Raw genomic sequence first — 20,642 nt, forward strand, 5'->3', positions numbered from 1 at the left:
GCGTCAACGCCCTAACGCGCACGCACCGACACGAACTTCCGCGCGTTGTTGCGCTGGATCAGCACCGCGATCACGCTGCCGCCGTTCGCTTCGAGCGACTGCACGTCGTCCGGCGTCTCGAGCAGCGTGTCGTTGAGCTCCAGCACGACGTCGCCCGGCCGGATGCCCGCGTTCGCCGCCGGGCCGTGCACCGCGTCCACCATCATCCCGACCGCGAGCCCGGTCGAGCGGCGCTCGTCGTCGCTCAGCGCGTGCATCGTCAGCCCGAGGCGGTCGCCGCCGTCGCCCGCGCCCGCACTCGCTCCCGGCCCCGGTCGTGCGGCCGCCTTCGGCGCGGCCATGCCGACGGTCGTGCCCGCGTTGCCGGCGGCCTCGTCGGCGCCCGTGATCGTCAGCCTCACCGGCGCACGATTGCGGATCACGCGCAACGGCGTCTTCTGGCCGGGCGGCAGCGCGGCGGCCAGGTCGTTCAGCTCGGCCGAACGGCCGATCGACTTGTCGCCCAGCTTGACGATCACGTCGCCGGGCCTCACGCCGGCCGCGGCGGCCGGCGAGCCGGGCGCCACGCCGTTGACGAGCGCGCCCGCCGGACGCGGCAACCCGAACGCGGCGGCCAGCCCGATGCCGACATCCTGCACGTCGACGCCAAGCGCGTTGCCGGACGACGGCTCGCCCGGCTCCTGGGACTGCTGCGCCTGCGCCTGCATCTGCTTCTGCAGTTGTGCACGCACCTTTGCGGCAAACGCGATCGGAATCGCGAACGTCATGCTCGCGTAGCGGTCGGTGCCCGTATACACCTGCACCGCGATGCCGATCACGTCGCCCGCGCGATTGAATACGGGGCCGCCCGAGTTGTCGGGGTTCGGGGCGATGTCGGTTTCGAAGAACGGAAACGCGCTGCCGTCCGGCAGCCGGCGCGACGTCGCGCTGACGATGCCGGCCGTGACCGTGTTGCCCGATCCGTCCGGCGCGCCGATCGTCATCACCGGTTCGCCCGCGCGTACCTTCGCCGAATCGCCGATGCGCACGAACGGCAGTTTCGTCGCGGTAACGCGCAGCACGGCGACGTCGCTTTGCGGATCGACGGCCAGCACGGTCGCCTTGAATTCGCGGCGGTCCGTGAGCCGCACGGTCACGTCGGTCGCATCGTCGACCACGTGCGCGGAGGTGAGGATCAGGCCGTCGGCACTGACGATGAAACCCGAGCCGGTGCCCGATACCGCACGCGGCGCCGTGTCGGGCGCCGGCGTCTGGAGGCCCTGCGCGGGAGGCGGCGCGCCGCGCCGGAAGAATGCGGCGAGCGGATCGTCGGGATCGAGGATCGTGAACGACTGGACACCGGCCTGCTGGTCGGGTGCGGCGGTCGTGACAGTCACGACCGCCGGGCCGTAGCGGTCGACGATCGCCGGAAAATCGACCGGCATCGCATAAGGCATCGCACCCGGCCTTTGTTTCGTCGCGGGTGGCGTGGCGGATGGCGACAGGGTTCCGGAAACGGCGGCCGGCGAAGGCAGCAAACAGCCGGCAAACACGCCCCCGATCAACGCGGTGCGAAGCACGGCGCGAGCAAGCGTCTGGCGAACCACGGTGCACCTCCCCCGGGAGTCGCGGCGCCGACATGCGCGAGACGCGCAGGCGCCTGACAAGCACCGGTACACGCATCCATTTATAGTCCACGCGGCCTGTTCGAACATACGAATCGAAACCCGTATGCCGGGCGGCACGGCGGGCGCGGAGCCGCGACGGCGTTCGTTTCGAACAAAGTGCGCGGTTCGTCAATCCGCACAAGTCCGATTGTCGTGCGCGGCGGTGGGCGGTTTGTGCCGGTATGTGGAGCCGAACCCGGCGGCGGCATCCGGTCGATGGACGAAAAACAGCCCGCTGACAGCGGTGAACTTGCTGCCGCCGACCGCCGAGAAGCGGTATCGAGTCAAAGGTCGGCGGCTTCCTGCACCTGATCGCCGCGCCGCCGGCTCAGGCAACGCGTACGCACGTCACGCCCCACCCACCCGCTCCGCGATCGCCGACAGCATCCGCAACATCGGCTCGAACGCGTCGGCCGACGTATTGCCGAAACCGAGCACCAGCCCGTTGTCTGCCGATGCCGCATCGATCGAAAAGCCCGACAGCGGGAACGGCCCGATGCCGTGGGCGCGCGCCGCGTCGACGATCGCGCGATCGCGGTAGCGCGCAGGCATCCGCAGCGCGAGATGCAGCCCGCACGGCCCGCCCTCGATCTGGTGCGGCACGCTCAGGCTGCCGTCGAGCGCGGCGAGCAGCAACCGCCGCCGGTCGCGGTACAGCCGGCGCATGCGGCCGAGATGCCGGCCGTACTCGCCCGTCTCGATGAAATCCGCCAGCGCGAGCTGCACGTGGCGCGTGCCGCCGCGCAGCATCTCCGGCAGCACCGGCCGCACCGCGGCCAGCAGCGCGTCGGGCAGCACGAGAAAACCGATGCGCAGCGCCGGAAACATCGTCTTGCTGAACGAGCCGAGATAGACGACGGGCGAATCGGGCGCGAGCCCGTGCATCGCGCCGATCGGCTCGCCGGTGTGACGGAATTCGCTGTCGTAGTCGTCCTCGATGATCCACGCGCGATGCCGGCGCGCGGCATCGATCAGCGCGAGCCGGCGCGAGATCGACAGCACGGCGCCGGTCGGGAACTGGTTCGACGGCGTCGTATAGACGAGGCGCGGCGTCCGCTCGCGCCAGTCGTCCGCTTCGGCGCGCATCCCTTCCGCGTCGACCGGCATCGGCACGACGTCGAGGTCGGCCGCCTGCATCGCGGTGCGCGCGCCGCGATAGCCGGGCTCCTCGACCCACACCGTATCGCCCGGGTTCGTCAGCAGCTGCGCGCACAACGAGATCGCTCCCTGCGCGCCCTCCGTGATCACGATCTGCTCGGGATCGCAGCGCACGCCGCGCGTCACGGCCAGGTGGCGCGCGATCGATTCGCGCAGCGCGCGCTCGCCGAGCGGATCGCCGTAGCCGAGCAGGTCGCGGCCGCTGCGGCGCAGCGCTCGGTCGATCGCGTGGCGCCACGCGTCCACCGGGAAATGCGTCAGCGCGGGCACGCCCGGCCGGAAACCCTCCGTTTCGCCGGTGCCGATGCGGCTCGGGCGAATGCGGCCGAGCCGCTGCGCGACGGCCGGCGGCGCGGCACGCCGGCGCGGCGGCGCCGGCCGCGACAACCCGACGACACGCGTGCCGCGGCGGTCGGACTGCAGGAAGCCTTCGGCGACGAGCTGCTCGTAGACGGCGGCCGTCGTATTGCGTGACACGCCGAGCATCTCGGCCAGCGCACGCGTGCCGGGCAGCCGGGTGCCGGCCGGCATCGCGCCGCCGAGAATCGCGTCGCGCACGCGGCGCAGCAACTGGCGCTGCAGCGAAGGCGCGCCCGGCGTGCGCGCCAGCGGCGCGTCGAGCGGCAGCAACGGCGCGTCGCCGGAAGGCAGGATTGTCGTCATCGGAACATCGCAGCGTGAAAATGTCGGAACGTGGCGGACGGCTAGTGGTGGACGGCCGGTTGCGGACGGCCGGTCGCGCACGGCCAGCGGCGCACGGCTCGTGGCACCATAAATTTGCCGATCTCTGGCGCTTCTCATGGTACCTCGCCACGACTACGATCGTCTGCATGCCGGCATGTCGCCGGCCGCCAACCGAAGCGAGATCGACCTTGTCCACGCTCACCAACGCTTTCCAGCAATCCATCGGCCACCCCGTTCCCGACTGGTCCGCGCGCCCGCGCCCGGAGCGCATCGTGCTCGAAGGCCGCTACTGCCGTCTCGAACCGCTCGACGCCGAGCGCCACGCGGCCGACCTGTACGCCGCCTACGCCCAGGCGCCGAACGGCAGCGACTGGACCTATCTCGCACACGGCCCGTACACCGACGAGTCGAGCTACCGCGACTATGCGCGCGGCGCGCAGGCGAGCGCGGATCCGCTGCACTACACGGTGATCGACCGTGCCACGGGCCGCGCGGTCGGCACGCTCGCGCTGATGCGCATCGATCCGGCCAACGGCGTGATCGAGGTCGGCTCCGTCACGTTCTCGCCGCTGCTCAAGCGCACGCCCGTCTCGACCGAAGCGCAGTTCCTGCTGATGAAGTACGCGTTCGACACGCTCGGCTACCGGCGCTACGAATGGAAATGCGACGACCTGAACGTGCCGTCGCGCAAGGCCGCCGCACGGCTCGGCTTCCGCTACGAAGGCACGTTCCGGCAGGCGATCATCTACCGCGGCCGCAATCGCGACACCGCGTGGTTCTCGATCATCGACGGCGAATGGCCGGATGTCCGCGCCGCGTTCGACGCGTGGCTCGCACCGGAAAACTTCGACGCGCAGGGTCAGCAGCGCCAGTCGCTCACCGCGATCCGCCACGCGCAGGCGAGCGCGCGCGATGCGGCCGGCCGCGCGCACGACGCGACGCGCGTCACGGTGCGCCCGCTCGTCGCCGCCGACGAAGCCGCGTGGCGCCCGCTGTGGCAGGGTTACCAGAAGTTTTACGACACCGCGCTGAGCGACGCGGTGTTCGCGACGACGTGGGCCCGCCTGATGGATCCTGCCGAGCCGATGTTCGTGCTCGGCGCATTCGACGCATCGGGGGCGCTGATCGGGATCGTGCATTCGATCTACCACCGCTCGTGCTGGACCGAAGGGCCGTACTGCTACCTGCAGGACCTGTACACCGCGCCCGACGCACGCGGGCAAGGCGCAGGCGGTGCGCTGATCGAGGCCGTGTACGACCATGCCCGCGAAGCCGGCGCGAGCCGCGTGTACTGGCTCACGCACGAAACCAACACGACCGCGCGCGCGCTGTACGACAAGCTCGCGAACAACGCCGGGTTCATCCAGTACCGGCACGACGTGAAGAAATGACGTGATGCCGCGGCCGGCCGGCGTTCAGCCGCGAACGTCGGCCGGAACGTATGCGTCGTCACCGTCCGCCGTGACGCCACACGCCGCGCCGGTTGCACCGGGCACCGACGCCGGGCGGATCATCTCGTCGCCATTGGCCGGCACGGGCCGCCGCACCGGCCGGAACACCGGCTCGCCCGGCTCGATCGGCTGCCCCGAGATCGCGCAACGGCCCGGCTGCAACGCGACGCGCAAGCGCCAGCGCTGTTCGCCGTAATGGCAACGGCCGCTCTCGACCCAGCGAACCAGCAACGCGTCGTCGCCGGCCTCCAGCACCGTGACGAACAGTTGCGGGCGCAACGGCGAGACGGCCGCAGCGGCATGCTCGGGAGCAGGCGCTCCGCCGAGCGTCGCGAGCGGATGCGCGGCGCCGCCGCGCGGCGGCATCGCATCGTGTTCGACCCGTGCCGGCGCATCGCACGGCACGTCTTCTTCGCAAATCAGGCTTTCCATGGTGTTGAGCATGCTTGACGGATTTCCGTGCAGGTTGAACGGCGCCGCGCTCAGCGCCGGCCCATCGGTTCGCGCAGCAGCGACAGGCCGATCGCCGCGCCGGTGACGGCGGCCGCGAGCATCAGTCCGATGCCGCCCGACCAGCCGAATGCACCGACGATCGAACCGATCGCCAGCGGCCCGATCACCTGTCCGAGATAGTTGCCCTGCACGACCCAGCCGATGCTCAGCGGCGCCAGCGACGGCGTCGGCGCGGAGCCCGGCGCGCACGCGAGGATCGTCGCCGGCAGCATCCCCGCGATCGCCGAGAACGCGAAACCCAGCGCGACCGCGAGCGGTGCCGGCGTGGCCGCGCTGAAGAGCCCCGCGCCCGCCGCGCCGATCGCGACCGACGTCGCAGCCATGACGATCCCCGGCCGTGCGCCGCGCGACAGCAACCAGCCGGCCGTCAGGTTGCCGACCACGCACGCGGCGACGATCGCCGCGCTGATCAGCCCCGCCGCGCCGACCGCGACGCCGAGGCGCTGCATCAGGAAAACCGGCAGGAACGTCATCGCCGCGAAGAACTGCACGTTGTAGGTGGCGAAACCCAGCGCGAGCAGCGTGGTCGACCGCGACGCGAGCACGTCACGCAGCGCGGGCCCGATGCGCGGCGCCGCGGCCTGCCGGGCCGGCGCACCGGCGGACGTCGTGACGGGAACCGCGACGGCCGCGGCGAGCGTCAGCGCCGAAGCCGCGAGCCAGCCGTTGCGCCAGCCGCCGAGCAGCGGCCCGACCAGCATCGACAGCGCCATGCCGGCCGGCATGAACGTGCTCCACAGCCCGAACGCGAGATTGCGCCGCTCGGGCGGCGTCACGCGATTCAGCACGGCCGGCGCGGCGACCACCACGATCACGAAACCGAGCCCCTCGGCGAAGCGCGTGGCGAGCAGCAGCGCGAAACTGCCGGCCGATGCGCCGGCGACACTCGACAGGCCGAGGATCACCAGGCCCGCGATCAGCGTCCGCCGGTCGCCCCAGCGCCGTACCAGCAGCCCGGCCGCGATGCCGCCGAACACGCCGACGAACGGAAACACCGACATGATCCCGCTCAGCGAAGCGAGCGAGCCGCCGAACTCGTGCTGCAGCGACGGCAACGCGATCGTCGCCTTGCCGACGTGCAGCGCGGACACGATGCTCGCCAGCACGACGTTCGCGACGGCGGCCCGGTAGCTGCGCGACGGCAGCGTCGCGGCATCGGCCGCGACAGGCGATTCGGTCATCTCCACCTCCGTTGGAGCGGCCGCGTGCAACGGGGTGCGTCACGCGTCCGCGATCGGACTGGCGCACATGATACAAATTGAAGTTAACTTCAAGTAAAGGGGTATCGCGCGCAACGATCCGTTTCGCCGATCGCGGCAATGGCCCCGCGCGGCGGCGAGCGGCCGCCTGATTTAAGCTGTCGGCTTCGCCCCGACCACGTTGCGCCCGCATGCCGACCGCCTATCCCGCTCCCGACGCCCCGCTTCCGCTCGACGCAGCCTGGTCGACCTTCCCCCGCCGCAAGGCCGCCGTGCGCATCTTCGTCGCCGGCTACTGCGCCGCACGCGACCGGCGCGATGCGCCGCTGCACGACAGCCCGGACGGCCAGGTCGTGCGGTTCGACGCCGGCATGGGGCGGCCTTTCGAGCACTTCGTGATCGAGGGCGCGCCCGCGTATGGCGACGGCCCGTTCACCGTCGGCGCGTGGATCACGCGCTACGGCGCCGCGCCGCTGCCGCCCGCACTGGAAGGCAGGACACGCCGGTTGTCGGACGAGCATTTCATGGCCGCCGATATCGACACGCTGTCCGGCGACGATGCACTCGCGCAGGCGCTCGGGTGCCACACGCCGCGCGACATCGAAACGTTCAATGCGGACGCCCCGTTCCCGCCATTCCAGCCGAATCCGGCCGCGTTCCTGTTCGCGCATCGCCTGGACGGGCAGATCGCCGCCACCGCACGCTACGGATTTGCGTCGGCGCACGATATCGTCGTCGACCGCGTCGCGACGGCAGATGCGTACCGCCGCCGGGGGCTCGCGATGCAGTCGCTCGCCGCGATCGTCGCGCACGCACGGCAACGCGGCGCGCAGCGCGTGTGGCTCGTGTCCACCGAGGCCGGCCTGCCGCTGTACCGCGCCGCCGGATTCACGCGGCTCGCACCGGTCGCCGTGGACGAAATCGTCGCCTGACCGCGCGTCGAACGGCGCCGCGCGTCTCGCGATTCGTCTCATTGCACTGAGACGAACGTCCCAGCGTCTCACCGGCGTGCCGTTCAGCAGTTGCAGCAAATTTCGCGCGCCTCCCCCGCCGAATCTTTTCCTGTCAACGGAACAAGCGAATGGTGCATCGCATCACGCACGTTCCGTTGAATCGCCATCCGGCGTACCCGCTCGAGCTGGCCCCGTTCCTGCATACCGGTCGATCGCGCAATCGCGCAACGGGCACACCGGCCAACCATGCCGCGTGCCCGACGACAACCTGACGGAGACAGCAACGTGAGTACACCGGCATCGACCACCGCCCCCAGCATGAAGGCCGCCGTCTGGCACGGCCGCCACGACATCCGCGTCGAACAGGTTCCCGTTCCGGCGCGCCCGCCGGCCGGCTGGGTCACGATTCGCGTGCACTGGTGCGGGATCTGCGGCTCCGACCTGCACGAATACGTCGCGGGCCCCGTCTTCATCCCGGTCGACGCGCCGCATCCGCTGACGGGCCTGAAGGGCCAGTGCATCCTCGGCCACGAGTTCAGCGGCGAGATCGCCGAGCTCGGCGCGGGCGTGACCGGCTTCGCGGTCGGCGACCGCGTGACGGCCGACGCATGCCAGCATTGCGGCACCTGCTGGTATTGCCGGCACGGGCTGTACAACATCTGCGAGAACCTCGCGTTCACCGGGCTGATGAACAACGGTGCGTTCGCCGAATACGTGAACGTGCCGGCCGAGTTGCTGTACAAGCTGCCCGACGGTTTCCCGACCGAGGCCGGCGCGCTGATCGAGCCGCTCGCGGTCGGGCTGCATGCGGTCAAGAAGGCCGGCAACATCGTCGGGCAGACCGTCGTCGTGGTCGGCGCGGGCACGATCGGCCTGTGCACGATCATGTGCGCGAAGGCCGCGGGCGCCGGGCGCGTGATCGCGCTGGAGATGTCGGCCGCGCGCAAGCAGAAGGCGCTTGAGGTCGGCGCGAGCGTCGTCATCGATCCGAAGACGTCCGACGCGATCGCCGAAGTCAAGGCGCTGACCGACGGCTACGGCGCCGACGTGTCGTTCGAGTGCATCGGGCACACGGCCACGGCGAAGCTCGCGATCGACGTGATCCGCAAGGCCGGCAAGTCGGTGATGGTCGGCATCTTCGAGGAGCCGGCACCGTTCAACTTCTTCGACATCGTGTCGACCGAAAAGGAGGTGATCGGCTCGCTCGCGTACAACGGCGAGTTCGCGGACGTGATCCGCTTCATCGCGGACGGCCGCATCGACGTGCAGCCGCTCATCACCGGGCGCATCGCGCTCGGCGACATCGTCTCGCACGGCTTCGAGGAACTGGTCAATCACAAGGACCGTAACGTGAAGATCATCGTTCGGCCCGCCGTCGCCTGACCGCTCGCGCGGCCGCGGCACCGATTCGCGCCGCGGCACACCTGCTGCAGCATCGTCCTGAAGCGTCGCCCGTATACGGGCGGCGCACCTGCCTTCCATTCCCGTCCAGCCCCCTCCTTGCCGCCATCGTCCGAAGCGGACCTGATGCCGCACCACACGGCAGACGCGCAGATCAAGAATATTCGCAATCCAAACCATCTGCCGTAGCGCGCCACGGGTTCAATACGCGATCAGGGTTTCTCCGGATCAAGCGCGATTCGCCCGATGTCGACAGGGCACTGACGCAAGGTGATCCTGTGCAACGCGAGATCCGGCCTCCCGGCCGGGATCGTGGCCGCCCCGTGAAGGCGGCCGCCCCCCACAAAACCTTACGGCGTCACGGCGCCGACAGGCCGAGAATACGGGCCCACCCGGGACAGCTTGCAAACATGGTGTGTCATGAATCGTTCATTCTCGTTTAGCCGGGAACACGCATATAACATTCGATCGCTGACGATCCTGCAGAAGACGCATATCGGCTTCGCGCTCGTCACCACGCTGCTGGCCTTGCTCTGCGGCACGATCATCTGGGGGAGTTTCCGGCAATACCGGCAGGAAAACGCCGACCTGCAGAGCTTCGAATTCGTCCGCGGCGCGATGAGCGCCGCCAACGTGATCTCGGCCGAACGCGGCCCGACGAACGACCTGCTGGTACGCCTGCAGGACGACGGCGCCGCCGAGATCCGCAACCTGCTCGCCGCGCGCGCGCGTTCCGACAACGCGCTCGAACGTTTTCGCGCCGGCATCGCGCAGGCGGCCGTGCTCGACGACCGCGAGCGCGGCAACCTGCTGCATGCACTCGACTCCGTCCGGATGACGCTTGCCGATGCGCGTGCCGAAGTCGATGCGCTCGACGCGCGGCCGCTCGCGTCACGCAGCGTTCACGATATCCAGCACGCGCAGGCGCGCCTGTTCCGGATCGTCGACACGCTGTCGCTGCTGATCGACGGCGCGATGACCGACACGGCGATGCGCGATCCGCGCACGTCCGGTGCGATCCTGCTCGCGCGGCTCCTCGGCGATCTCCGGGAATACGCGGGGCGCACGGGTTCGCTGCTGATCGCGCCGATGTTCGCGCGGCAGGCGCTCGATCGCGCGCAGCTCGCGGACATCATGCGGATGCGCGGCCGCATCGAGCAATTGCGCGCGCTGATCGACGGCGCGATCGGCACGCAACTCGACGACCCCGACGTCGCACGCGAATATGCGCAGCTCAACGCGGCCTTCGATGCGCACATCCTGCCGCTCGTCGACACGACCGTCGCCGGCGGCCGGGACGGCGCGTATGCCATGAGCGCTGCCGATTTTTCCCGCGCGATCGTGCCGCATTTCCGGCCGAGCGAGCTGCTGCGCGACCGCGTGATCGACCTTGCCCGGCATCGCGCGATCGGCGACCGGAACGCCGCCCGGATCAGGGTCGGGGTGTCGGCGTTCGCCACGACGCTGTGCATCGCGATCCTGGCCTCGCTCGCGCGCGGCATGCAGCGGCTGCTGTCAAAGCCGCTCGATGTGCTCGGCCGCCGGATCGTCGCGCTCAGCGAAGGCGATACGTCGCACGTCGCGCTGCCGCGCGGCGTCGGGCCCGAGATCGCGCGGATCCACGCGTCGCTGGAAACGTTGCGCAACGCGACCGTCCGCCGCGACATGCTCGAGCGCCAGCGCAACGACATGCTGACGCTGTTTTCGCACGACATGCGCGCCCCGCTGACGTCGCTGATCATCCTGATCGACACGCAGGCGCAGCGGGCGGGCGACGCGCAGATAAAGCAGCAGTTCGCGAGAATCGCCAGGCTGGCGCGGCACACGCTGGCGATGGCCGACGGTTTCGCGCAGCTGTCGCGTGCGGAGGCGAGCGAATACGAACGCGTGCCGGTCAACCTCGCCGACCTGATGAACGAGGCACGCGATGCGGTGTGGCCGCTCGCGCACCGGAAATCCATGTCGATCGACGACGTGCCGCGGCGCGACGACACGATCGTGCCGGGCGACCCGGCGCTGCTGTCGCGCGCGCTGATCAACCTGCTGGACAACGCCATCAAGTACAGCCCGCCGCTGACGAGCATCGAATGCAAGGTCGAGCCGGGCGCCGACGGCAAGACCGTGCGCTGCACGATCCGCGACAGCGGGTGCGGAATCAGCAGCGGGGACCAGACGCGACTGTTCGAGCGCTACCGGCGCTTCCGCACCGCCGGCCAGCCGGAAACCAGCGGCGTCGGGCTCGGCATGGCATTCGTCAAGGCCGTCGTCGAACGGCACGGAGGCCACATCCACGTGCACAGCGTCGTGCTGCAGGGCACCACCATCACGATCACGCTGCCGGCCGCGGCGGCGCCATGACGATGGTGCCGGCGGATAGCGGCCGAAGCCGTGCCGCAACCCCGCGCGATTCTTCGATATACTGGACCGAACCCTTTTCGGGGCAACCGGTGGCCACCACACCCATTGCGCGTTCGCCCCAACCTGCGTGGAATTGCTCACCGTGAAACCGCGAGCCGGACTCATTCTCGAACTCTTCGTCAACCTGGTGCTGCCCTGGGTTGCCTACCGGGCCGCGCAGCCGTATTTCGGCGAAACCGGCGCGCTGTACGCGTCGGCGGTCCCGCCGGTCATCTGGTCGATCGTCGAATTCATCCGCTCGCGCCGCGTCGATGCGGTGGCGGCCATCGTGCTGCTCGGCATCGCGCTGTCGATCATCGGGATGGCGTTCGGCGGCAGCGCACGCACGCTGCTGATGCGCGAATCGCTCGCGTCGGGCACGATCGGCGTCGTGTTCCTGCTGTCGCTGTTCCGCGAACGCCCGCTGATCTTCTATCTCGCGCGCGCCACCATCGCCCGCGAGATGGATGGCGGTGCCGCGCATTTCGAAGCGGTCTGGAACGCGCAGCCGGGGCTGCGGCAGATGCTCCGGCGCATGACCTTCGTCTGGGGCGGGTTCATGACGCTGGAAATGCTGCTGCGCTGCTGGATGGTCGTGACCTGGCCGGTCGAACGCGTGCTGGTCGTGTCGCCGATCATCGGCTATACCGTGTTCGGCTGTCTGCTGACGTGGACGTTCTGGTACCGGCGGCGGATGCGCGTGCGCAACAGCGTCGACATCCCGGGCCGCGACGGCGTCACCGAAACCGCCGGCCGCTGACGGCTCCCGGCCGGCATGACCGGAAGGCTGCTGTATGATGCGCGGCGTCTCGTCCGACGAATGCCGCTCCTGTCATGTCCCTCTCGCTCCTTCCATCCGCCACGATCTGGCTTGCCCTGTTCGCGGCCGCCGCGTTTGCGTGGCATCGCCCGCAGCACGGCCTGAGCGTCGGCCTTGCCGCGCTCGGTTATGCGTGCGCGCTGGCGTTCGGCAAGCTCGCGCCGCTCGCGCTGGCGCCGCTCGCGTTGCTGGCCGCGGCCGCCTGGGGCGTGATGCCCGGGCGCCCGCGCGCGGTGCGCATCGCCGCGCACGCCATCTTCGCCGCACTCGCGGTCGCGCTCAGCCTGCATCTGCTTCCCGGCTTCCACAATCCCCTCGTGATCGCCCCGACGCGCTTCACGCCGGATGCCGTCCCGTTCACGATGTACCTGAACCTCGACAAGCCGCTCGTCGGCCTGTGGCTGGTGTGGGTGCTGCCGTGGGTCGCCCCCGACGTCCCGCTGTCGCGCGCGCTGCGCACCGGCGCGGTGGCGGCCGTCGCCACGGCGGCCGCGTGCCTGGCCGGCGCGCTCGCGTTCGGCATGGTCGGCTGGGCGCCCAAGTGGCCGGCGTCGGGCTGGCTGTGGCTCGTCAATAACCTGCTGCTCGTGACGCTCGCCGAGGAGGCGCTGTTCCGCGGCTACGTGCAGGGCGGGCTGACGCGCGCGTTCGGTGCGTTCGCGTGGGGGCCATGGGCCGCGCTGGCGATCGGCGCGGTGCTGCTCGGCGCCGCGCATGCGGCCGGCGGCTGGTCATGGATCGTGCTCGGCACGGTGGCCGGCGTCGGCTACGGCCTCGCATGGCGGCGCGGCGGACTGCTCGCGTCCGCGCTCGCGCATGCGGGGCTCAACGTCGTCCACTTCGGACTGTTCACCTACCCGATGCTCGCCGCCGCGCGCTGAGGGCCGCGCGGCGCCGCTCAGTCGAACCCGGCGACCGCGTGCGGCACGTACGGGCGCTCGAGCGTGGCGATCTCGTCGTCGGTCAGCTTCAGCTCGAGCGCGGCCAGTGCGTCGTCCAGTTGCCGCGGCTTCGAAATACCGACGATCGGCGCGGTGACCCCGGCCTTCTGCGCGACCCACGCGAGTGCCACCTGCGCACGCGGCACGTTTCGTGCGGCCGCGATCGTCGCGACGGCGTCGACGACCGCCCTGTCCGACTCGGCCGTCGCGTCGTAAAGCCGCTGGCCGACCGCGTCGCTCTGCTGCCGCTCGGTCGACTCGTCCCAGTTGCGCGTCAGGCGGCCGCGCGCGAGCGGGCTCCATGGAATCACCGCGATCCCCTCGTCTGCGCACAGCGGCAGCATTTCCCGCTCTTCTTCCCGATACAGCAGGTTCAGGTGATTCTGCATGCTGACGAAGCGGGTCCAGCCGTGCTGCTTCGACGTATGCAGCGCCTTCGCGAACTGCCACGCGGACATCGACGACGCGCCGATATAGCGCGCCTTGCCGGCCTTCACGACGTCGTGCAGCGCCTCGAGCGTCTCCTCGATCGGCGTGCCGTAATCCCAGCGGTGAATCTGGTAGAGATCGACGTAATCGGTGCCGAGCCGCTTCAGGCTCTGGTCGATGTCGGTCATGATCGCCTTGCGCGACAACCCCGCGCCGTTCGGCCCCGGCCGCATCCGGTAGAACACCTTGGTCGCGATCACGATCTCGTCGCGTTTCGCGAAATCGCGCAGCGCGCGGCCGACGATCTCCTCCGACGTGCCGTCCGAATAGATGTTCGCGGTATCGAAGAAGTTGATGCCGGCTTCGACCGCCCGCTGGATGATCGGGCGGCTCTCCGCTTCCGGCAGCGTCCACGGGTGCGAGCCGCGCGACGGTTCGCCGAACGTCATGCAACCCAGCACCAGGCTGGACACTTCCAGCCCTGTCGATCCGAATTTCACGTATTCCATTGCACGCCTCGCCATTGAAGTTGAGCTGACGGCCGGATGCGCGCCGCGCATCGGCCGGACCGTCGCATGGTATCCCGGGCGGCAAAAAGACGTGCGGCGTCGCCGCATCGGACGAAGGGGCGTTCGCCGGCGCGAGGTCGCGAGGTAGCGAGGCCGCGCGGGGCGCCGGCTGCGCGGGACATGCGCCGCGGCGCGGGCCGCTTACTTGGCCTGGTCGGCGATCGGCTGCAGGAACGCGGAAAAGCCGGTCAGCATGATCTGCACGCCGATGCACAGCAGCAGGAACGCCGACACGCGCTTCGCGACCTTGGTGCCTTCGCTGCCGAGGTAGCGCGACAGCAGCGCGGAGCGGCTGTAGACCTGCCAGATCACGACCGCGACCAGCACGGACACGGCGATCGACACGATGCTCGACAGCATGAACTCCGACAGCTTGTGCGTGCGGTTCGCGTTCAGCGCGATCGCGGTCGCGATCGAGCCGGGGCCGACCGTCAGCGGCACGGTCAGCGGGAAGAACGCGCGCGTCATGATCGCGTTCGCGTCGATCGGCTTGACCGGCGTGTCGCCGCCGCCCGGCCCGTCGGGTTCGTTCAGCATCTGCCAGCCGGCCACGGCAACCGCGAAGCCGCCGCCGATCCGCAGCGCTTCCATCGAAATCCCGAAGAAATGCAGCACCGGCGTGCCGGCGAAAAACGCGACCAGCAGCACGATGAACGAGTTGAACGCGACCTTCCGGGCGAGCAGGTCCCGCTCGTGTTCGGTGAGCGCCTCGGTCCGTTCGAGAAACAGGAACGCGATGCCGATCGGGTTGATGATGCCGATCAGGCCGGTGAAGCCGAACAGGATCTCGGAGATAAGGCGGTTGACGATCATCGGATGAAGAATCGGTCGGGGCTGGGCCGGCGGGGCGCCGGGGGTCACGCATTGTAGAGCAAGCGCCCGCGGCGCAAAATGCGGGCTCGCCCGTTGCGCCGCCGATCGTCTCCGCTTGCGCTTATTCGGCGCCCGCCTCCCATGCCGGCGGCCGCTTCGCGAAGAACGCGGCGAAGCCTTCCTTCGCTTCCGGCGTCGCCCGCACGCGGGAGATCGTCTGCGCGGTGAACGCCGCGCGCTCGTCGGACGACGGATACTCGCCGATCGTGTCGAAGAAGCGCTTGATCTCCATCAGCGCGTTCGGGCCGTTCCGGCCGAGTTCGGCGAGCGTCCGGTCGAGCGCTTCGTCGAGCGACTCGAGCGGCACGGCCTGGTGGATCAGGCCGATCGCGACCGCCTCGCCGGCGGCGAGCTGCGTCGCGGTGAGCGCGAGCCGCCGCGCCTGGCGCTGACCGACCGCCTCGACCAGATACGGCCCGATCACGGCCGGCAGGATCCCGAAGCGTGCCTCGCTGACCGAGAAGCGTGCGTGATCGCTCGCAATCACGATGTCGCACGCCGCGCACAGGCCGACGCCGCCGCCGAACGCGTGACCTTGCACGCGCGCCACCGTCGGCTTCGGGCATTGCCGGATCGCGCGCATCATCGCGGCGAACCGCTCCGCATCGCGCAGGTTCGCGGCCGCGTCGTTCGCGCTCGCGCGCTGCATCCACTGCAGGTCGGCGCCGGCGCAGAACGCACGGCCGTCCGAACGCAGCACGATCGCGCGCACGTCGTCGCGTGAGCCGAGCGTGGTGAACGCGACGGTCAGTTCGGCGATCATCGTCTCGTCGAACGCGTTGAGCACGTCGCCGCGCTGCAACGCGACGGTTGCGATGCCGCGCGCATCGACCGTGACGGCCAGGGTCTTCAATCCATCCATCGAACAGGTTTCCTCGGGTAGAACGGCAAACATCGGAATTACGCGGCCTGGCGGCGGTCGATCACGCGCCGTGCCTTGCCGGTCGCGGTCGCGGGAATGCCGCCCGCCGCCAGCACCGTCACGCCGGACGACACGCCGACCATCGTCTTGATCCGGTGCTGCAGCTCGCGCGCGAGCGCCGCGCGATCGCTTTCGGTGACGGACGCGGCCGCTTCGGAGCGCAGTTCGACCGCGAGGTCGAGCCGGTCCATGTGACCGTCGCGCGACAGCGTGATCTGGAACTGGCCCGACAGCTGCGGCAGCGCGACGACGATCTCCTTGATCTGGCTCGGGAACACGTTCACGCCGCGCACGATCAGCATGTCGTCGGAGCGGCCGGTGATCTTCGCGAGACGGCGCATCGCGCGCGCGGTCGGCGGCAGCAGCGCGGTGAGGTCGCGCGTGCGGTAGCGGATCACCGGCATCGCTTCCTTCGTCAGCGACGTGAACACGAGCTCGCCCTGGCTGCCGTCGGGCAGCACTTCGCCCGTGACGGGATCGATGATCTCCGGATAGAAATGGTCTTCCCAGATTACCGGGCCGTCCTTCGTCTCGACGCATTCGCACGCGACGCCCGGGCCCATCACTTCCGACAGCCCGTAGATGTCCAGCGCGTCGATGCCCGCACGCGTCTCCACTTCCTCGCGCAGCGCCTGCGTCCACGGCTCGGCGCCGAAGATGCCGATCTTCAGCGACGACTCGGCCGGGTCCATCCCCTGCCGCACCATCTCGTCGATCAGGTTCAGCATGTACGACGGCGTGACGAGGATGATCTTCGGCTCGAAATCGCGGATCAGTTGCACCTGCTTCTCGGTCTGCCCGCCCGACATCGGCACGACCATGCAGCCGAGCCGTTCCGCACCATAGTGAATCCCGAGACCGCCCGTGAAGAGGCCATAGCCGAACGCGTTGTGCAGCGTGTCGCCCGGGCGGCCGCCGGCCGCGCGGATCGAGCGCGCGGTCACGTTCGCCCAGGTATCGATGTCGCGCGCGGTGTAGCCGACCACCGTCGGCTTGCCCGTCGTGCCGCTCGACGCGTGCACGCGCACGACCTGCTCGCGCGGCACGGCGAACAGCCCGAACGGATAGTTGTCGCGCAAATCGTTCTTGGTCGAGAACGGAAACTTCGCGAGATCGGCGAGCGACTTCAGGTCGTCCGGGTGCACGCCGGCCGCATCGAACGTGCGGCGATAGTGCGGGACGTTGTCGTACGCGTGGCGCAGCGACCACTTCATGCGATCGAGCTGCAGTGCCTGCAGTTCGTCGCGGCTGGCGGTCTCGATCGGCTCGAGGGCGGCGGCGGGATGCGTCGGGTGGGTCATCGGGGTGCTCCTCCAATGGAGTGATGTCGTTATCGTGTTCGAGGTGACGAAGCCGGCGTTACGACCGGAACGTGCGGCCGGCCGCATGCAGTGCGGCGATGCGCGGCGACACGCGATAGCGGTCCTCGCCATAGCTCGCCGCCAGGTTCGACAGCACGCGAAACACGCGGCCGATGCCGATCGCATCGGCCCACGCGAGCGGGCCGCACGGGTAGTTCACGCCCTTCTCCATCGCGAGATCGAGATCGGCGGGCGAGCACACGCCCTGGTTCACCGTGTCGGCCGCCTCGTTCGCGAGCATCGCGACGGTGCGCATCGCGACCATGCCCGGCACGTCCGCGACGCCGACGACACGAAAACCCGCCTGCTGGAACAGGCCGACCGCGTCCGCATAGGCCGCGTCGCTGCACTGGAGCGCACGCGTCAGCGCGACGAGCCCGGCCTGCGTGTAATCGCGCGCCAGGTCGACCAGCACGAGATCGGCCACGCCCGTCTGCGCGGCGCGCGCGGTCGCGGTGCGGCCGTCGGTCAGCGCGATCGACGCGCGGCCGGCCGTCGCGAGCAGGTCGTCGGCATGCGCGCCGGCCTGCCGGGCGCCCGCGATGCGTTCGGTGAAGCGCGTATGCAGCGCGGCGGCCGGGCCGTCCTGCGCAAACAGTGCGACGTCGGCCGGCGCGGCGCGCGGGGCTTCGAGATCGGGCGCGGGCGGCGTCGCGCCGTCCGCATACGAGTAGAAACCGCGCCCCGACTTGCGCCCGAGGAAACCCGCGTTCACGAGTTCCTGCTGGATCAGCGACGGCGTGTAGCGCGGGTCGTTGAAGTACGCGCGGAACACCGATTCGGTCACCGCGAAGTTCACGTCGTGACCGATCAGGTCCATCAGCTCGAACGGCCCCATCCGGAAGCCGCCGGCCTCGCGCATCACCGCGTCGATCGACGCCGGCGCACCACCCTGTTCGTTCAGCACGCGCAGCGCCTCCGCGTAATACGGCCGCGCGACGCGGTTCACGATGAAGCCCGGCGTCGATTTGGCCATCACGGGCTGCTTGCCCCACGCGGCGGCGGTCGCAACCAGCACCTGTGCGACTTCGGGCGCGGTCGCGAGCCCGCTGACCACCTCGACGAGCGCCATCAACGGCGCCGGGTTGAAGAAATGCAGGCCGGCGACGCGCTGCGGCGCGCGCAGCCCGGCCGCGATCGACGTGATCGAGATCGACGACGTGTTGGTCGCCAGCAGGCACGCGTCGTCGACATGGCGCTCGAGCGTCGCGAAGATCTCGCGCTTCACGTCGAGCCGCTCGGCGGCCGCCTCGACGATCAGCGCGGCACCTGCGAAATCGGCCAGCGCACGCACCGCGCGGAGCCGGCTGCCTGCCGCATCGGCCTGTGCCGGTTCGAGCCGGCCTTTCTCCGCGAGCCGCGCGAACTGCGCACGGATGCCGGCCAGCGCCTTGTCGCAAGCGGCTTCGTTCAGGTCGTACAGCAGCACCGTATGGCCGGCCGCCGCCGCGACCTGCGCAATGCCCGCGCCCATCGCGCCGGCACCGATCACGCCGACGACTGCCGACGGCGCCAGCGCGCCCGGGTTCACCGAATGTGCAGAAGAAACAGCCATCGCTTGCGATCCGTCATGAAGTGGAAGTGCGAGCGATTATAAACCGACCGGTCGGTAGATTTATGTCAGGGCGTGCCCGAATTTGTCGTGCAAGAGACCGTTACGGAAACTGCAAAGACAAAAAATTCGAACGTTCGGGGCACTTTTTGCAAACCGAAAGGTCAATGAAAGCGTTCGAATATGAGATAGCGACCCCCGAACGCCTGATAAAATCCGGCAAACCACCGGATTTCAGGGGGAAACCGCGTGTCACGCCGCCACTGCCGTCCATTGCCGGCCGCCCTTCCGGGGTCGGAACCGAGCCTCCGGCACGCGCGTCGTCTCACGCGCCCGCCTCGCGGTTTGCGGCGGGCGCATCGAATCGTTTCATCCCGCGACGGGCTCCGGCCCGCCCGCGCCCCTCGCTGCCTCACGGCGGCGAACCCAGGGCAGCACCGTTGCGTGCTGCCATCTTTCGGTTTCATCATCCTCGTTCGGCGGATAGTACGGCCGGGCTTCGTCAACCCGTGACGGCGCGTCGCGCGCCGCCACTCGCATAAGGAAACCCTCCATGCCGCTCTCGTCCAACCAGCTCCCGCGCTGGACCCTCGTGGCCCCGCTTGCCGCATGGCTGGTCCTCGCGCTGTCGCGCGTCGTGCCGGCCGAAGGCCTCGTCATCGCGGTGTTCGCCGCCGCACTCGCCGGCGCCGTGTTCGCCGCCGTCCACCACGCCGAAGTCGTCGCCCATCGGGTCGGCGAACCGTTCGGCACGCTCGTGCTCGCAGTCGCCGTGACCGTCATCGAAGTCGCGCTGATCGTGTCGGTGATGCTCGGCGCCGGCCCCGAGAAATCGGGCCTCGCACGCGACACCGTGTTCGCCGCCGTGATGATCATCTGCAACGGTATCGTCGGCATCTGCCTGCTGGTCGGCGCATGGAAGCACGGCGAGCAGGACTTCCAGGGGCGCGGCGCGAGCAAGGCGCTCGCGGTGCTGGCTTCCCTGTCCGTGCTGTCGCTCGTGATGCCGAACTACCTGAACGCCGCACCGGGCCCGTTCTTTTCGAAATCGCAGCTCGCGTTCGCCGGCGTGTCGTCGCTCGTGCTGTACGGCGCATTCGTGTTCGTGCAGACCGTGCGTCACCGCGATTACTTCCTCACCGCGCACGACAGCGCGAACGAATCGGTTCACGCGGCGCCGCCGAGCAGCCGCACCGCGCTGATCAGCCTGCTGCTGCTGTTCGCGAGCCTCGTCGCGGTCGTGCTGCTCGCGAAGCTGCTGTCGCCGGCCGTCGAGCATGCCGTATTGCGGCTCGGTGCGCCCGAAGCCGCGGTCGGTATCGTGATCGCCGCGCTCGTGCTGCTGCCGGAAGGGCTCGCGGCCGTCACCGCCGCACGCGCGAATCGCCTGCAGACCAGCATGAACCTTGCGCTCGGGTCGGCGCTCGCGAGTATCGGGCTCACGATCCCGACCGTCGCGGCCGTGTTCATCTGGGTCGGCCAGCCGCTCACGCTCGGCATCGGCCCGATGGAAACCGTGCTGCTGGCACTGACGCTGCTCGTCAGCACGCTGACGCTCAGCCAGGGCCGCACGACGGTGCTGCACGGCGTCGTGCACCTGTCGCTGTTCGCCGCCTACCTGTTCCTGTCGATCACCCACTGACGCCCACCTGCGCGCGGCCCGGCGCGAACTTGTCGGGGTTGAAGGTGCCGTCGTCGTTGCGGCAGCCGAAGTAGCCCGACGCGATTTCCCAGATGATGTCGCCGCCGTTCTCGCGGTGGTACTTCGACAGC

Annotated in this window: 16 protein-coding genes; 7 read left to right on the forward strand and 9 right to left on the reverse strand. The window is 69.6% G+C overall.

Features of this window, described 5'->3' with window-relative positions; all coding sequences use genetic code 11:
* Window positions 1-11: 11 nt before the first annotated feature.
* Together ACTJLD_RS30825 and pdxR are read right to left on the reverse strand one after the other, a co-directional pair.
* Window positions 12-1,586 (reverse strand): trypsin-like peptidase domain-containing protein, encoded by a 1,575-nt coding sequence (locus ACTJLD_RS30825; protein WP_440660501.1) that lies wholly within the window; start codon window positions 1,584-1,586, stop codon window positions 12-14.
* A gap of 408 nt (window positions 1,587-1,994) precedes the next feature.
* A complete protein-coding gene (pdxR, locus tag ACTJLD_RS30830; protein ID WP_060085425.1) occupies window positions 1,995-3,467 on the reverse strand; it encodes a MocR-like pyridoxine biosynthesis transcription factor PdxR in 1,473 nt (490 codons plus the stop codon).
* Between the two features lie 209 nt (window positions 3,468-3,676).
* On the opposite strand from pdxR, the gene ACTJLD_RS30835 reads away from it, so the two are divergent.
* The gene (locus tag ACTJLD_RS30835) at window positions 3,677-4,879 is read left to right on the forward strand and encodes a GNAT family N-acetyltransferase (RefSeq protein ID WP_440660503.1); all 1,203 of its coding nucleotides are present in this window, start codon (window positions 3,677-3,679) and stop codon (window positions 4,877-4,879) included.
* 24 nt (window positions 4,880-4,903) lie between these two features.
* Here ACTJLD_RS30835 and ACTJLD_RS30840 read toward each other — a convergent pair whose 3' ends face one another.
* Both ACTJLD_RS30840 and ACTJLD_RS30845 read right to left on the reverse strand, forming a co-directional pair.
* Window positions 4,904-5,383 carry a DUF3331 domain-containing protein gene (locus ACTJLD_RS30840; RefSeq protein WP_175863311.1) on the reverse strand — a complete coding sequence of 160 codons (480 nt, stop codon included), beginning with the start codon at window positions 5,381-5,383 and terminating at the stop codon, window positions 4,904-4,906.
* Between the two features lie 38 nt (window positions 5,384-5,421).
* Window positions 5,422-6,633 (reverse strand): MFS transporter, encoded by a 1,212-nt coding sequence (locus ACTJLD_RS30845; protein ID WP_440660506.1) that lies wholly within the window; start codon window positions 6,631-6,633, stop codon window positions 5,422-5,424.
* 209 nt (window positions 6,634-6,842) lie between these two features.
* Between ACTJLD_RS30845 and ACTJLD_RS30850 the strand changes: the two genes are divergently transcribed.
* The 5 genes from ACTJLD_RS30850 (at window position 6,843) to ACTJLD_RS30870 (ending at window position 13,103) form a co-directional block, all read left to right on the forward strand.
* Window positions 6,843-7,583 carry a GNAT family N-acetyltransferase gene (locus ACTJLD_RS30850; RefSeq protein ID WP_440660508.1) on the forward strand — a complete coding sequence of 247 codons (741 nt, stop codon included), beginning with the start codon at window positions 6,843-6,845 and terminating at the stop codon, window positions 7,581-7,583.
* Window positions 7,584-7,922: 339 nt separating this feature from the next.
* Window positions 7,923-8,987, forward strand: coding sequence for a 2,3-butanediol dehydrogenase (locus ACTJLD_RS30855; protein ID WP_042978224.1), 1,065 nt, complete (start codon window positions 7,923-7,925; stop codon window positions 8,985-8,987).
* 438 nt (window positions 8,988-9,425) lie between these two features.
* Complete coding sequence (locus ACTJLD_RS30860; protein ID WP_440660510.1) at window positions 9,426-11,363, forward strand: sensor histidine kinase; 1,938 nt, start codon at window positions 9,426-9,428, stop codon at window positions 11,361-11,363.
* Between the two features lie 142 nt (window positions 11,364-11,505).
* A complete protein-coding gene (locus ACTJLD_RS30865) occupies window positions 11,506-12,162 on the forward strand; it encodes a VC0807 family protein (protein ID WP_440660512.1) in 657 nt (218 codons plus the stop codon).
* Window positions 12,163-12,236: 74 nt separating this feature from the next.
* Window positions 12,237-13,103, forward strand: coding sequence for a lysostaphin resistance A-like protein (locus ACTJLD_RS30870; protein ID WP_440660513.1), 867 nt, complete (start codon window positions 12,237-12,239; stop codon window positions 13,101-13,103).
* 17 nt (window positions 13,104-13,120) lie between these two features.
* Here the strand turns inward: ACTJLD_RS30870 and ACTJLD_RS30875 are convergent, their stop codons facing one another.
* The 5 genes from ACTJLD_RS30875 to ACTJLD_RS30895 form a co-directional block, all read right to left on the reverse strand.
* A complete protein-coding gene (locus ACTJLD_RS30875) occupies window positions 13,121-14,101 on the reverse strand; it encodes an aldo/keto reductase (protein WP_027791832.1) in 981 nt (326 codons plus the stop codon).
* 201 nt (window positions 14,102-14,302) lie between these two features.
* Window positions 14,303-14,974 (reverse strand): MarC family protein, encoded by a 672-nt coding sequence (locus ACTJLD_RS30880; protein ID WP_021162011.1) that lies wholly within the window; start codon window positions 14,972-14,974, stop codon window positions 14,303-14,305.
* A gap of 121 nt (window positions 14,975-15,095) precedes the next feature.
* Window positions 15,096-15,896, reverse strand: coding sequence for an enoyl-CoA hydratase-related protein (locus ACTJLD_RS30885; protein ID WP_146253944.1), 801 nt, complete (start codon window positions 15,894-15,896; stop codon window positions 15,096-15,098).
* Between the two features lie 38 nt (window positions 15,897-15,934).
* The gene (gene paaK, locus ACTJLD_RS30890) at window positions 15,935-17,257 is read right to left on the reverse strand and encodes a phenylacetate--CoA ligase PaaK (protein ID WP_440660516.1); all 1,323 of its coding nucleotides are present in this window, start codon (window positions 17,255-17,257) and stop codon (window positions 15,935-15,937) included.
* Window positions 17,258-17,315: 58 nt separating this feature from the next.
* Complete coding sequence (locus ACTJLD_RS30895; RefSeq protein WP_060085436.1) at window positions 17,316-18,872, reverse strand: 3-hydroxyacyl-CoA dehydrogenase; 1,557 nt, start codon at window positions 18,870-18,872, stop codon at window positions 17,316-17,318.
* Window positions 18,873-19,422: 550 nt separating this feature from the next.
* Between ACTJLD_RS30895 and ACTJLD_RS30900 the strand changes: the two genes are divergently transcribed.
* Complete coding sequence (locus ACTJLD_RS30900) at window positions 19,423-20,511, forward strand: calcium:proton antiporter (RefSeq protein ID WP_021162015.1); 1,089 nt, start codon at window positions 19,423-19,425, stop codon at window positions 20,509-20,511.
* Window positions 20,512-20,642: the final 131 nt, after the last annotated feature.

Origin of the sequence: Burkholderia sp. 22088 (assembly GCF_052045915.1) — a bacterium.
Classification (GTDB): Bacteria; Pseudomonadota; Gammaproteobacteria; order Burkholderiales; family Burkholderiaceae; genus Burkholderia; species Burkholderia cepacia.